Annotated in this window: 14 protein-coding genes and 1 pseudogene; 11 read left to right on the top strand and 4 right to left on the bottom strand. The window is 73.5% G+C overall.

All coding sequences use genetic code 11. The annotated features are described in order from the left end of the window. Nucleotides 1-105: 105 nt before the first annotated feature. Nucleotides 106-1,407 carry a uracil permease gene (uraA, locus tag MNY60_RS11010; protein ID WP_242333960.1) on the bottom strand — a complete coding sequence of 434 codons (1,302 nt, stop codon included), beginning with the start codon at nt 1,405-1,407 and terminating at the stop codon, nt 106-108. 213 nt (nt 1,408-1,620) lie between these two features. Here uraA and MNY60_RS11005 point away from each other — a divergent pair, with 213 nt between their 5' ends. Beyond that, entirely contained in the window at nt 1,621-1,794 is a 174-nt protein-coding gene (locus MNY60_RS11005; RefSeq protein WP_242333958.1) for a hypothetical protein, read from the top strand. A gap of 98 nt (nt 1,795-1,892) precedes the next feature. Beyond that, the gene (locus tag MNY60_RS11000; protein ID WP_242333955.1) at nt 1,893-2,885 is read left to right on the top strand and encodes an MBL fold metallo-hydrolase; all 993 of its coding nucleotides are present in this window, start codon (nt 1,893-1,895) and stop codon (nt 2,883-2,885) included. 29 nt (nt 2,886-2,914) lie between these two features. Here MNY60_RS11000 and MNY60_RS10995 read toward each other — a convergent pair whose 3' ends face one another. Then, nucleotides 2,915-3,592 (bottom strand): O-methyltransferase, encoded by a 678-nt coding sequence (locus MNY60_RS10995; RefSeq protein WP_242333952.1) that lies wholly within the window; start codon nt 3,590-3,592, stop codon nt 2,915-2,917. 230 nt (nt 3,593-3,822) lie between these two features. On the opposite strand from MNY60_RS10995, the gene MNY60_RS10990 reads away from it, so the two are divergent. From MNY60_RS10990 to MNY60_RS10980, 3 genes are all read left to right on the top strand, one after another. Beyond that, complete coding sequence (locus MNY60_RS10990; protein ID WP_242333949.1) at nt 3,823-4,185, top strand: hypothetical protein; 363 nt, start codon at nt 3,823-3,825, stop codon at nt 4,183-4,185. Between the two features lie 116 nt (nt 4,186-4,301). Further along, nucleotides 4,302-5,324 carry an RluA family pseudouridine synthase gene (locus MNY60_RS10985; protein ID WP_242333946.1) on the top strand — a complete coding sequence of 341 codons (1,023 nt, stop codon included), beginning with the start codon at nt 4,302-4,304 and terminating at the stop codon, nt 5,322-5,324. Nucleotides 5,325-5,359: 35 nt separating this feature from the next. Then, the gene (locus tag MNY60_RS10980; RefSeq protein ID WP_242333944.1) at nt 5,360-7,924 is read left to right on the top strand and encodes a penicillin-binding protein 1A; all 2,565 of its coding nucleotides are present in this window, start codon (nt 5,360-5,362) and stop codon (nt 7,922-7,924) included. Nucleotides 7,925-7,972: 48 nt separating this feature from the next. Here MNY60_RS10980 and MNY60_RS10975 read toward each other — a convergent pair whose 3' ends face one another. Next, nucleotides 7,973-8,410 carry an EVE domain-containing protein gene (locus MNY60_RS10975; protein ID WP_242333940.1) on the bottom strand — a complete coding sequence of 146 codons (438 nt, stop codon included), beginning with the start codon at nt 8,408-8,410 and terminating at the stop codon, nt 7,973-7,975. A gap of 84 nt (nt 8,411-8,494) precedes the next feature. Between MNY60_RS10975 and tatB the strand changes: the two genes are divergently transcribed. The 6 genes from tatB to MNY60_RS10945 all read left to right on the top strand — a co-directional run bounded on the left by tatB (nt 8,495) and on the right by MNY60_RS10945 (nt 12,178). Next, nucleotides 8,495-8,869: a Sec-independent protein translocase protein TatB gene (gene tatB / locus MNY60_RS10970; protein ID WP_242333937.1), complete on the top strand. Its 375-nt coding sequence runs from the start codon at nt 8,495-8,497 to the stop codon at nt 8,867-8,869. Beyond that, the gene (tatC, locus tag MNY60_RS10965) at nt 8,866-9,675 is read left to right on the top strand and encodes a twin-arginine translocase subunit TatC (protein ID WP_242333934.1); all 810 of its coding nucleotides are present in this window, start codon (nt 8,866-8,868) and stop codon (nt 9,673-9,675) included. Before tatB ends, tatC begins: the two co-directional genes overlap by 4 nt. 83 nt (nt 9,676-9,758) lie before the next feature. Beyond that, entirely contained in the window at nt 9,759-9,950 is a 192-nt protein-coding gene (locus MNY60_RS10960) for a hypothetical protein (protein WP_242333932.1), read from the top strand. Nucleotides 9,951-9,963: 13 nt separating this feature from the next. After that, nucleotides 9,964-11,166 carry an acetyl-CoA C-acetyltransferase gene (locus MNY60_RS10955; RefSeq protein WP_242355255.1) on the top strand — a complete coding sequence of 401 codons (1,203 nt, stop codon included), beginning with the start codon at nt 9,964-9,966 and terminating at the stop codon, nt 11,164-11,166. Nucleotides 11,167-11,239: 73 nt separating this feature from the next. Then, nucleotides 11,240-11,437 (top strand): hypothetical protein, encoded by a 198-nt coding sequence (locus MNY60_RS10950; protein ID WP_242333926.1) that lies wholly within the window; start codon nt 11,240-11,242, stop codon nt 11,435-11,437. A gap of 6 nt (nt 11,438-11,443) precedes the next feature. Next, nucleotides 11,444-12,178 (top strand): rhomboid family intramembrane serine protease, encoded by a 735-nt coding sequence (locus MNY60_RS10945; RefSeq protein WP_242333924.1) that lies wholly within the window; start codon nt 11,444-11,446, stop codon nt 12,176-12,178. Between the two features lie 290 nt (nt 12,179-12,468). Here the strand turns inward: MNY60_RS10945 and MNY60_RS10940 are convergent. Beyond that, nucleotides 12,469-13,021, bottom strand: a pseudogene (locus MNY60_RS10940) (chemotaxis protein CheA); the annotation flags it as partial.

Raw genomic sequence — 13,021 nt, 5'->3', positions numbered from 1 at the left:
GCGGGGGCTCCTGGCCGCGCCGCGCCCCCGGACGCACGAGCGCCCGGGCCGCGCAGCGCGGACCGGGCGCTTTCGGAGAGGCGCGCGCGCCTCCGGGCTACACGGCTACACGTCGGCGGCTTCGCCCGACGCCTCGCCGGCGCCCTTCTCGAGCCCGCGCGGCAGGACGAGGTTCAGGAGGATGCCGACGTAGGTGGCGAGCGGCATCTCGCTGAACTCGACGGTGCCGATGTTCAGCTTCGCGCCGCCGATCCCGATGACGAGCACGACCGAGGCGATGATGAGGTTCCGCTTCTGCGAGAAGTCGATGCCCGCCTCGACCAGCATGCGGATGCCGGCGGACGCGATGATCCCGAAGAGCAGGATGCAGATGCCGCCCATCACCTGGGTGGGGATGGTGCGGATGAGCGCGCCCACCGGCGGGAAGAAGGACATCACGATGGCGATCACGGCCGCGCCGCCGATGACCCACACGCTGAACACGCGGGTGATGGCCATGACGCCGATGTTCTCGCCGTAGGTGGTGTTGGGCGGGCCACCCACGAGGCCGGCGAAAGCGGTCGCCACGCCGTCGCCCGCGAGCGAGCGGTGCAGGCCGGGGTCCTTCATGAAGTCGCGGCCCACGATGTTGTTCGTGACGATGAGGTGGCCGATGTGCTCGGTGATGACGACGAGCGAGATCGGCGCGAGCGTGAGCACCGCCCCCCAGGTGAAGGTGGGGAGCACGAAGGGAGGCAGGGCGAGCGGCGCCGCGCTCTTCACCGCGGCGAAGCTCACCTGACCGGCGAGGAGCGCCACGACGTAGCCGCCCACGATGCCGATGAGGACGGGGATGACGCCGAGGAAGCCCTTCAGGAAGACCGCCGCGAGGATGGCGATCGCGAGCGCCGAGAGCGCCACCGCGAAGAACTCCGGGTGATACGTCCCGGTGCCGCCCTCCATCGCCATGGTCACGACCGCCGTGCGGGCGAGGCCGAGGCCGATGACCATCACCACCGAGCCGATCACCACCGGCGGCAGGACCCGGTCGATCCAGGCGGTGCCGAACTTGCCGATGAGGAGCGCGACCGCGATGTAGGCGAGGCCCACCACCACGCAGCCGCCCATCGCGATCGACACCCGCTCCGGCGAGGCGAGCTCGCCCGCCTTGGCGCCCAGGATCCCGATGAAGGCGGCGATGAAGGCGAAGGACGAGCCGAGGTAGGCGGGGATCTTCCCCTTCGTGATGAAGATGTAGAGGAGCGTGCCGACGCCCGAGGTGAAGAGGGTCACCGAGGTGTCGAGGCCGACGAGGTAGGGCACGAGCACCGTCGCGCCGAACATCGCGAAGAGGTGCTGGAGCGAGAGCGGGATGCTCTGGAGGAGGGGCAGCCGCTCCCCCACGTCGACGGTGCGCTGCGGTCTCATCTTCGCCTCCCGGGGCGCGTCCGGGCCCGCGGGCGCGGGCTCGGAGTTCTTTCGAAGAGGTAGGGCCATGGCGGCGCGCATCATGCCGTGGGGGACTGACAGCCCATATGAGGAAGAGGCCCCTCTCCGGGCGCCGCCGACGAGTTACCCCTACGGCCCCTCGCTGCGCTCCGCCGCCGGGGTGACGATCCTGGACGACAACGGAGGTGGGCGATGGCGGAAGGCAAGCGAGGCGGATTCCATTCGCTCGAGAAGAAGATCCACGACCTGGAGGAGCAGGACCGCCAGGCGGAGCGGAAGGGCGGCGAGGCGCAGGGCAAGAAGCGCGAGGCGAAGACGGAGGCGGCGCCGGCGGAGCGGCGGCCACCTCCCGCCCACGACGAGTGACCGAGGTCTCGCGGGCGCGAGCCTCCACCGGCGCGCCACGGCAGGCGCGCGGGCGGGGGTTCGCGCCTGTGGGGGGCACGGTGTAGAACGGGCGCCCGATGAGGCGGCCGCCGATCGAGCTCCACCGCGGTGAGCTCCGGATCACGAACAGCGCTCTCCACCTCGACGCGAAGCGACGCGTCGAGTGCGCGTTCGTCTCGCACGCGCACGGCGACCACATCGGCCGACACGACCGCACCATCGCGACCGCCGCCACGATCGCGCTCATGCGGCACCGGCTGGGGGAGCCCAAGCGCCGCAAGACCGAGGCGCTCCCGGTCGGCTACCGCACGCCGTTCGGGCTCGGCGAGCTGACCCTCGAGCTCTTCAGCGCGGGCCACGTGCTCGGCTCGGCGCAGCTCCGGGTCACGCGCAACGAGGTGGCCGTGGGCTACACGGGCGACCTCTGCACCGAGCCCACCCACGCCGCGGAGCAGGCGGACGTGATGCCCTGCGACGTGCTCGTGATGGAGTCGACCTTCGGCCACCCGCGCTACGTCTTCCCGCCCAAGGCCGACACCCTGGCCGCGATCCGGCGCTTCGTGGACGACGCCCTGTCCGACGGGGTGACCCCCGTGCTCCTCGGCTACGCGCTCGGCAAGGCGCAGGAGATCCTGAAGTTCCTCTCCGACGCGGGCTACCCCTGCCGCGTCCACCCGGTGGTGCACGCGGTGAACCGCGTCTACGAGGCGGAGGGCGTGGCGCTCCCGAACGTCCGGCCGCTCGGTCCCGAGGGCGCGGGGCCGGGGGAGGTGGTCGTCTCGCCGCCGCACCTCGCCCGCAGCCCGGCCATGCGCGGCGTGCGCCGGCGCCGGACCGCCATCCTCACCGGCTGGGCCATCGACGGCGCGCGCTGGTTCCGCGGGGTGGACGCCGCGTTCCCGCTCTCCGACCACGCCGACTTCCCCGGGCTCCTGGGCTACGCCAAGGCGACCGGCGCCGCGCGCGTGTACACCGTGCACGGCCACGCCGACGCGCTCGCCGCCGCGCTCCGCAAGGAAGGCATCCGGGCGGAGCCTTTGCGCGAGCACATGCAGCTCGAGCTGCTGTAGCCCGTCGGTTCGGCCTTCGCCGCAGCAGCTCAGCGGAGCTTCACTCCTAGCGACAGCCCCTCCGCGGTCGGCAGCATCGTGGCGCGGAAGCGCCCGCCGCGCGCGAGCCGCTCGCTGAACTCGCGGAGCGGCTGCATCGCGGCGGCGTCCTCGCCGGCCGCCGCCGGCTCGTGGACGTGGCCGAAGCCGAAGGTGTTGTCGGCGAGGAGGAGCCCGCCCACGCGCAGGTTCGCCTCCGCCCAGGCGAGGTAGGCCGGGTACCCGCCCTTGTCGGCGTCCACGAAGACGAGGTCGAACGGGCCCTCGGCCTCGACGTCGCGGAGCCGCTCGAGCGCGGGGCCCACGTGCAGCCGCACGCGGTCGGCGACGCCGGCCCGCGCGAAGGCGGCGCGGGCGAGCTCGGCGTGGGACTCGCGCAGCTCGAAGGTGTGGAGCACGCCGCGGTCGGGCAGGGCGCGCGCGAGGCACACGCCGCTGTAGCCGCCGAGCGTGCCGATCTCCACGATCCGCCGCGCGGCGCAGGCGCGCGCGAGCACCTCGAGGTGGAGCCCGTCGAAGCGGCCGACCTCGATCGCCGGGAGGCCCGCCGCGCGGCTGCGCGCGCGGATCTCGCGCAGCACCTCGTCCTCCGGCCCGTACACCGCCTCGGCCCAGGCCGCGAGGGCAGGATCGCCCTGGCCGAAGCCCTTCACCTCTGGAGAGCCCATCGTCCCGCCTCCGGTCGGGCGGAGATACCGGAGCCGGCGCGCACGGCGCACGTGCCGCTGGGGGCGGCGGCGGCCCGACGTGGCGGCGAGCGGGCGGGGGTGGCCGCGCCGCTCCGCGCGCGGACGGGACCGCGGGGTCGCGGGGCGCCGCGCGCCGGCGGGGCGAGCGGGGAGGCGCGCGGAGGGCGCGGGCCGCTTGCCCATGCACGGATGGTGCGCAGGTTCGTGGCATGCACGGGCTGCCTCCCTTCACGCCGGTCGCGTCGAGCGTCCGCGTCCGCGCGGTGAACATCGCGCTCGGGCTCTGGCTCTTCGCCTCGACCTTCCTGCTCCCGCGCGACGGCGGCGTCGGGTTCAGCACCTGGCTCGTGGGGATCTGGGTCGCGACCACCGCGCTGCTCGCCCTCTACGCGCCCGCCCTGCGCTTCCTCAACACCGCCCTCGCCGGCTGGCTGCTCGTGACGACGATCTGGTTCCCGCACACGCAGGCGTGGGTGGCGTTCCACGACGCCTTCGTGGCGGGCGTGATGCTGGTGGTCTCGCTCGTGAAGACCACGCCGCTCGAGCTGCGCCCGCGCGACGCGCCGGCCTGAAGCGACCGAGCACGACCCCGCGCGCGGTCCCGCGGAGCGGCGGCCGGCGCGCGAGGCGCCCGCCCCGCTGGCGCGCCGGAGTCGTCCGGAGCGGGCGGGTGCTGTAGAACATCCCGGTGCTGACGATCACCATCTCCGAGGACGCCGCCGGGCAGCGGCTCGACAAGCTCGTGCGCAAGGCGCTCCGCGACGTGCCGCTCTCGCACGTCTACAAGATGTTCCGCACGCGCAAGGTGCGGGTGAACGGCGCGCGGGGCAAGGCGGAGCAGCTCGTGCAGGCGGGCGACACGGTCGTGATCCGCGGCGACGAGGAGCGGCTCCTCGCGCGGCCGGAGCCGGCGCGCGGCGCGGCGCGGGGGGGCGAGGTCACCTTCGGCGTGCTGCACGAGGACGCCGACGTCCTCGCGGTGGACAAGCCGGCCGGCCTCGCCGCCCACCCCGGCACCGGCATCACCGGCGCGACGCTCGTGGAGATGGCGCGCGCGCACCTCCGCACGCCCGAGGACCTGCCGCCGACCGAGTTCAAGCCCTCGCCCGCGCACCGCCTCGACCGCGACACCTCCGGCGTCGTGCTGGTCGCGAAGACGCGCAAGGCGATGGTGGGGCTCACCGAGATCTTCACCAGCGGCGAAGGGGTGAAGAAGACCTACCTCGCCCTCGTGAAGGGGAAGATGCCGCGCGAGGTCGGCACCATCGACCTGCCGCTCTCCGAGCACGAGCAGACCGCGCGCTCCAAGGCGGCGCGCGGCGTGAACCTGCAGGAGGCGCTCACCCGCTGGAAGGTCCTGTCCTCCGGCAAGGAGGCCTCGCTCCTCGCCGTCGGCATCGAGACCGGCCGCACGCACCAGATCCGCCGCCACCTCGAGGCGATCGGGCACCCGGTGCTCGGCGACAAGCGCTACGGAGACTTCCCCGCGAACCGCGCCGCGAAGCAGCGCTGGGGCCTCCGGCGCATGTTCCTCCACGCCTGGAGGCTCGAGCTCCCGCACCCGACGGGCGGGCGGCGGCTGGAGCTCGAGGCGCCGCTCCCGGAGGAGCTCGCGGAGGCGCTCTCGCGCGCGAACCTCGCGGCGCCCGGGGTGGGCCCGGGCGAGCGGGCGGGGGCCAGGGCGCCAGCCCGCCCACACGGCGAGCGTTGAACTCACCCGGACCCGGGGCTTAGATTCGCCAGCCGATGAGCGACAGCCGCGATCCGACGGTCGAAACCGGGGGCACGACGGACGCCCCCTCCCGCGTGGTCCTCGACGGGGTCCCGCCCCCCCGGCCTCTCGTCCGGCGGCTCCTCCGCTGGGCGATCTTCCTCGCCATCGTGGCGGTGAACGCCGGGGTGGTCGCCGGGATCGCGGGCTACCTGTACTTCTCGCGCAGCCTCCCGGAGCTGCCCAGGATCGCCGACTACCGGCCGCCCATCATCACCGAGCTCACGAGCGGCGACGGGCAGATCGCCGGCGAGTTCTTCGTCGAGCGGCGCAAGGTCGTCCCGTACGCGCGCATCCCGCGCCAGCTCGTGCAGGCGTTCATCTCGTCGGAGGACCAGGACTTCTTCGAGCACGGCGGCATCGACTGGAAGGGGACGCTCCGCGCCGCGGTGAACACCTACGTGCTGCGGCGCCGCATCCAGGGCGGCTCCACCATCACCCAGCAGACCGCGAAGTCGCTGCTCATCAGCGCGGAGGGCTTCGAGTCGGGCACGAAGCGGAGCCTCGCCCGCAAGATCCGCGAGTTCATCCTCGCGAAGCGGCTCGAGCGCGCGTTCACGAAGGAGGAGATCCTCTGGCTGTACCTGAACGGCGTCTACCTCGGGCACCACAGCTACGGGGTCCAGACGGCGGCCGAGAACTACTACCGCAAGAACGTGGAGGAGCTCACGCTCGAGGAGGCGGCCCTCATCGCCGGGCTGCCGCAGGCGCCGTCGCGCTACTCGCCCTTCTCCCACCCGGAGGCCGCCAAGGAGCGGCGCCGCTACGTGCTGCGCCGCATGGCGGAGGAGGGCTTCATCACGCAGGAGGAGCGGCGGCGCGGCTCCGAGGCGGAGGTGAAGGTCTTCGGGGTCGACGACGTGTTCCGCGAGACGGCGCCGTTCTACGTCGAGCAGGGCCGCCGCTACGTGGTGGACCGCTACGGCAACGACCGGCTCCTCCACGACGGGCTCCGCGTGGAGCTCGCGATGGACCTCGAGAAGCAGCGCGCCGCCCAGGCGGCGATGCTCTCCGGGCTGATGGAGGTCGACCACCGCCAGGGCTACAACGGGCCGGTCGCCAACGTCGCCCCCGGGAGCGACGAGCGCAGGGAGCTCGCCAGCCGGCTCGCGCGCGCCTGGCCGAAGGGCTCGCTCGAGCCCGGCGACTACTGCGTGGGGATCGTGGCGCGGGTGGGCGCCGACGCGGCCGAGGTCGAGATCGGCGAGAACCGCGGCCTGCTCCCCGTCTCCGGCATGCGCTGGGCGCGCCGCCCGAACCCGGAGGTCTCCTACCCCGACGCGCTCATCTCCCGCCCCTCGGTGGCGGTGAAGGCGGGCGACGTCGTGCTCCTCCGCCGCGTGACGCGGGAGCAGCTGCAGAGGCGCGAGAAGGAGCTCGCGGTGGGGAAGGCCTCGGCGGTGCCGGAGGCGGAGCTGCTCTTCTCGCTCGAGCAGGAGCCCAAGCTGCAGGGCGCCCTCGTCTCGGTGGACCCGTGGACGGGCTACGTGGTGGCGATGGTGGGCGGCTACGACTTCGACGCCTCCGAGTTCAACCGCGCGTTCCAGTCCTGCCGCCAGCCGGGCTCCGCGTTCAAGCCGCTCGTCTACTCCGCCGCCATCGAGAAGCTCGACTACACGCCGGCGACGATCCTCACCGACGCGCCCATCGTCTTCCGCGACGACGAGAACAGCTGGAAGCCCCAGAACTACGGGCAGGACTTCAAGGGCGACGTGACGCTGCGCACCGCGCTCGTCAACTCGATGAACATCCCCGCGGTGAAGACCGCCGAGGCGCTCACCGCGAAGGCCGGCGCCCTCGCGCTCGCGCAGTGGGCGAAGGCGCTCGGGCTCACCACGCCGGTGAAGCTCGAGCTCGGCAGTGCGCTCGGCTCGTCCTGCGTGAACCTGTGGGAGCTCACGAACGTGTACGCGCTCTTCGCGCGCTACGGCGAGAAGCGCCCCGCCGCGCTCGTGAAGCGCGTCCTCGACCGCGACGGGAACGTGCTCGAGGATCGCGCCGACTGGCGCGACCCGTGGGTCGGGCTCGACGAGCGGCTCGCGGCGGGGTTCGCCGAGGTGACGCGCCCGCGCGAGCGGGTGATGGACGAGCGGACCGCGTACATCCTCGTGCGGCTGCTGCGCGAGGTCGCGACCGTCGGCACCGGCGCCCGGGCGGCGGCGCTCGGCAAGCCCGCCGCGGGCAAGACCGGCACGACGAACGACTCGTTCGACACCTGGTTCATGGGCTTCACCCACGACCTCGCGACCGGGGTGTGGCTGGGCTACGACGTGAACGTGACGCCGCTCGGCCGGTACGAGACCGGCGGCCACGCGGCGCTGCCCATCTGGCTCTCCTACATGCGCACCGCGCTCGAGGGCCGGCCCCAGCCGGAGTTCGCCGCGCCCCCCGGCATCGTGGAGGTGCGGATCGATCCCGAGACCGGGAAGCCGTCGGGGGACGGGCGCGGCGTGCTCGAGCCGTTCAAGCAGGGCACCGAGCCGACCGCCGTGAAGGAGGGCCAGCAGAAGGTCGAGGTGCAGGACCTCTTCATGCAGTAGCGGCCCGCGGGCGAGCGGGCGCCCGCCGAGCGGCCAGGGCGGCGTGCGTCAGAAGCGCTCGTCGGCGCGGAGGCCGCCGGTCTTGGCGATGATCTCCGCCACCCCGACGAGATCGCGCCACTCCGCCGGCGAGAGCGGGACGACGGAGAGCCGGCCCTGGCGGAGGAGCGCCGAGCCCTCGAACGTGGGCTCCTGCTTCAGCGCCTCGAGCGGGACCGGCGCGGGGAGCGGCCCCACCGCCCGCACGTCCACGCAGACGGTCCCGCTCCCCTCGGGGTCGGGGTAGGCGGTGCGCACCACCACCGCCACGCCCACGGCGCGCTTCTCGCCCGAGTGGTAGATGACCGCGTGGTCGCCCGCCTGCATCGCGCGCAGGTTGGCCTGCGCCTGCGCGTTCGAGACGCCGGTCCAGGCGGTGGTGTCCTCGCGGACGAGGTCGTCCCACGCGTACGCGCTGGGCTCGGTCTTCAGGAGCCAGTAGGCCATGCGCCGGAGAGTTAGGCGCGGCGAGCCGGCGCCGCAACGACCGCGCGAAGCCTTCCGGATTCGCCCGTGTTATATGGGCGACGCATGTTCGGCCTCGGCTTCGGCGAGATCGTGATCATCGCCATCCTGGCGCTCCTCCTCCTCGGGCCCGACCGCCTGCCGGAGGCGGCCAAGACCCTCGGGAAGACGCTCCGGGAGGTCCGCAAGGCCACGGACGACATCAAGGACCAGATCGAGACCGAGCTCTACGCGGACGAGCGGAAGGCCGCGAAGCCCGCCCTGGTCCCGCCGGTCCCGGCCGCGTCGCTCCCGCCCGCCGGGCCACCGCCGCCCGCCACGACCGACAACGTCCCGGGCCTCGAGGCCGCCCTCGCCGAGCCCGCCGGCGCGGCGCCCCCGCCCGCCGCGGAGGAGCCCGCCGCGGCCTCCGAGGCGCCTGCGCCCTCCAGGACCGCATGAGCTCGACCGCGCCGCAGCTCCCTCCCGCCGGCGGAGCGCCGGAGCCGGAGGGCGAGGTCCGCCTCACGTTCATGGAGCACCTCCGCGACCTGCGGAAGCGGCTCATGCACGCGCTCCTCGGCGTGCTCGTGGGCATGGTCGCGGTGGGCGGGTTCGTGGAGCCCATCTTCCACTGGCTCATGAACCCGGTGCGCGCGGCCCTGCCGAAGGAGCAGCAGGTGCTGCACTACACGAGCTCGATCGAGCCGCTCATGGTCTACCTGAAGGTGGCCGTGTACGGCGGCGTGTTCGTGGCCGCGCCGTGGGTGCTCTGGCAGGTCTGGCAGTTCATCGCCCCCGGCCTCTACCGCAAGGAGAAGCGGCTCGTCGTCCCGTTCCTGTTCTTCGGGACCCTGCTCTTCTACGTCGGCGCGGCGTTCTGCTACTTCCTCGTCATGCCCCCGGCGTTCCCCGCGATGCTCGCCATCGCCGGCGACGCGAGCCTCGTCCCGATGCTCACCATGAGCTCCACCCTCGGGCTCGTGCTCGGGATGCTGCTCGGCTTCGGCGTGGTGTTCGAGGTGCCGGTCATCATCGCGTTCCTGGCGCTCATCGGGGTGGTCTCCGCCGACACGCTCGCGAAGTACCGGCGCATCGCCATCGTGGTGAACACGCTCATCGCGGCGATCATCACGCCCACCGGCGACCCGCTGAACCTCGCCATGATGGCCGTGCCGATGATCCTGTTCTACGAGATCGGCATCGTCCTCGCGCGCATCCTCGGCAAGAAGAAGGCCGCCCCGGCCGCGTCGGTCGCGAAGGCGTAGGCGCTCACCCGGCGCGCCCGCGCGCGGACCCACCCCCATCGAAAGCCGCGCGCCGCGCCCGGCGGGGACGTAGCATCCCCGGCGTGACCTTCCACGTCCTCGCGGCGCTGTTCGCCGTCTACATGCTCGCCCGCCACGCCCCGCGCGCCGTGCGGCTCCTGCGCTCGCCGGAGGGGCGGGCCGCGGCGGCGATCCCCGTCGTGAACATCCTCCTCGCGGTGGCGATCCTGGCCTTCGCCGTGAAAGGCCTCACCGCGAGCCTTATCCCTAGATGAGGAGGCTTCGCGCATGAAGCGGGCAGGCCAGAAGGACGTCGTCATCCTCGCCGCGAAGCGGACCCCCTTCGGGACGCTCGGCGGGGCGCTCAAGGATCTGAGCGCCACCGACCTGGCCGTGCACGCCGCGACCGCGGCGATCGCCCAGGCGGGCGTCCCGGCGGAGGACTACGGCCACGTGGTGATGGGCAACGTGGCGCAGACGAGCAGCGACGCGATCTACCTCTCCCGGCACGTGGGGCTGCGCGCCGGGCTCCCGCAGCGCGTGCCCGCGCTCACCGTGAACCGGCTGTGCGGGTCGGGCTTCGAGGCGGTGATCCAGGCCGCCATGCTCATCGAGCTCGGCGAGGCGGAGGTGGTGCTCGCCGGCGGCACCGAGTCGATGAGCCAGGCGCCGCTCGTCGTGCGCGGCGCGCGCTTCGGCTTCCCGTTCGGCAAGCCACCCGCGATGGAGGACATGCTCTGGTCGGCCGTCACCGACAGCTACGCCGGCATGCCCATGGCGCTCACCGCCGAGAAGCTCGCGGAGCAGCACGGGATCGGCCAGGACGCGGTGGACGAGCTGTCGGTGCTCTCCCAGCGGCGCTGGGCGGCGGCCCAGGAGGCGGGGCGCTTCCGCGAGGAGCTCGTCCCCGTCGAGGTGAAGGGCAAGAAGGGCAGCGTCACGTTCGACCGCGACGAGCACCCGCGCCCGGACACCACCGTCGAGGGGCTGCGCAAGCTGCCCAAGGTGTTCAAGAAGGACGGCGTCATCCACGCAGGCGCCGCGAGCGGGGTCGCCGACGGGGCGGGCGCGCTGGTGGTCGCCACCCGCGCGTACGCGGAGCGGCGCGGCGTCCGCCCGCTCGCGCGGATCGTGAACTGGGGCCACGCGGGCGTGGACCCGACCATCATGGGCATCGGCCCGGTGCCGGCGATCCAGAACGCGCTCGCGCGCGCCGGCGCCACCCTCGCGGACATCGACCTCTTCGAGGTGAACGAGGCGTTCGCCCCGCAGTACCTCGCGGTCGAGAAGGAGCTCGGGCTCCCGCGCGAGCGCACGAACGTGGACGGCGGCGCGATCGCGCTCGGCCACCCGCTCGGCGCGAGCGGCGCGCGCATCACGATGCACCTCGCGTACGAGCTCCGCCGGCGCGGCGGACGGGCGGCGATCGGGTCCGCCTGCATCGGCGGCGGGCAGGGCGTCGCGATCGTCCTCGCCCCGGTCGAGCCGTGACGCCGTCCGTCGCGTTCTTGCCCGGGCCCTCCCGGGACGATAGGGTCCAGCCCGTTCCGAGGGAGGGTACGGGATGGCGGACTTCACCGGGGTGAAGGTGTTCACGACCACGCTCGCGCGCGATCGGGAGCACATGGGAGAACACATCACGCGCTGGCTCGCCGAGCACCCCGATTACGAGGTGGTGGAGCGCGAGGTGACGCAGAGCTCCGACAAGGAGTTCCACTGCCTGTCGATCATCCTGTTCTACCGGGAACGAAGAAAGGCCTGACGCCACATGCCCACCGCCCGCCGCCGCCCCCCCGATCTCGGCAGCGTCTTCACGTTCGGCGGGCGGGTCCCCGCCGCGGTGGGCTTGCTCATCGTGGCGATGGCGGTGGTCACCATCGGGAGCTGGCTCGACCGGCGGCTCCTGGCGCTCCTCGCCTTCGATCCGCCGAGCGTCGTCGGCGGCCAGGTCTGGCGCCTCCTCACGTGGGTCTTCGTCCAGGACAGCCCGCTCACCCTCTTCTTCGCGGGCTTCATGCTCTGGTGGCTCGGGCAGCAGCTCGTGTTCACGTGGGGCGAGCGGCGCTTCCTCCTGCGCTTCCTCGGGATCACCGTGGGAGCCGGCGCCCTCGCGACGCTCGTCGCGATCGTCTACCCGCCCGCCGCCATCGCCCACATCGACGCCTGGCCCACGGTGAACGCGCTGCTCGTCGTCTGGGCGCTCATGTACCCGGACCGCCCGCTCTCCTGGTTCGGAGTCGTGAACATGAGCGCCAAGATGATGGCGGCGCTCGTGGTGTTCGGGACCGTGCTCTACGCCATCGCCTACGGCGGCCCGGGCCGCTTCGTGGTGCACTTCTCCGCGCTCGCCCTGGGCTGGGTGATGTCGCGCGGCTTCTCGTTCGGCCGGTACTTTCGCAAGGCCCGGCGGAGCATGGAGGAGCGCGAGGCGCGCCGCCGCGCGAAGCACCTCAAGGTGGTCCGCCGAGACGGCAAGGACGAGCCGCCCCGCTGGATAAACTGATCTCACGGGGGACTGCGTCCCCCGCCCCAGCGGCGGAGCCGCCGGGGCCCCACCCCCGCTCGGCGGGGCCCGTGAACCTGCGCGCCCGCTGACGCGGGTGCGCGCAGGTTCCCCGCCGGCGCCGGGGCCCCCCCCCGGCTCGGCGGGGCCCGTGAACCTGCGCGCCCGCTGACGCGGGTGCGCGCAGGTTCCCCGCCGGAGGGGCTTCGCCCCTCCCGCGCTTCGCGCGGGGCCCTCCCCATCGCGCGGTCTCGACACGGAACACGCGGCGGCGCCCGCCGCGCGGCGCGTCAGCTCACCACCACGTCCTTCACCGCCGCCCGGTAGACCCAGATCCGGCCGGTGTTCGTGCGCGTGTCGCCGGGGAGCATGAAGAACCCGGGGCCGTCCTCGCGATAGTCGGGGCCGAAGCCCGCCACCTGGCGGCCGTCGCGGAAGGTCACGCGGACCTTCTTGCCCTCCGCCGGCGGCGGCGCCTCGCCGGGCGGGAGCATGAAGAAGATGGCCTTCATCTTCTCCGTCGGGAGCTCGTCGGCGGCGGCGCCGGGCGCGGAGGCGAGCGCGAGCACCGGCGCGGCGAGGTCGGCGTCCTCGATGACGCCGCGCTTCACGGTGCCCTCGAGCATGTGCACGACCACGCGGTGCGAGCCCGCGGCACGGCTCGAGGACGCCGGGGCGGCGGATGCGGCGGCGACCGGGGCGGGCACCGCGGCTGGCGCTGGTCTCGCCGGGGCAGGCGGAGCCGGCGGCGCCGCAGGGGCCACGCTGCGCGCCAGGACCGGCGCGGCAGGCGCCAGGGTGGGCGCGCGCGGCGCGGCGGCGGGCGGCAGCGCGCCGAAGTCG

Origin of the sequence: Anaeromyxobacter sp. SG17 (genome assembly GCF_022690695.1) — a bacterium.
Classification (GTDB): domain Bacteria; phylum Myxococcota; class Myxococcia; order Myxococcales; family Anaeromyxobacteraceae; genus Anaeromyxobacter; species Anaeromyxobacter soli.
Note: the sequence above shows the minus strand (reverse complement) of the source record. Positions and strands in the feature narration are given on the sequence as shown.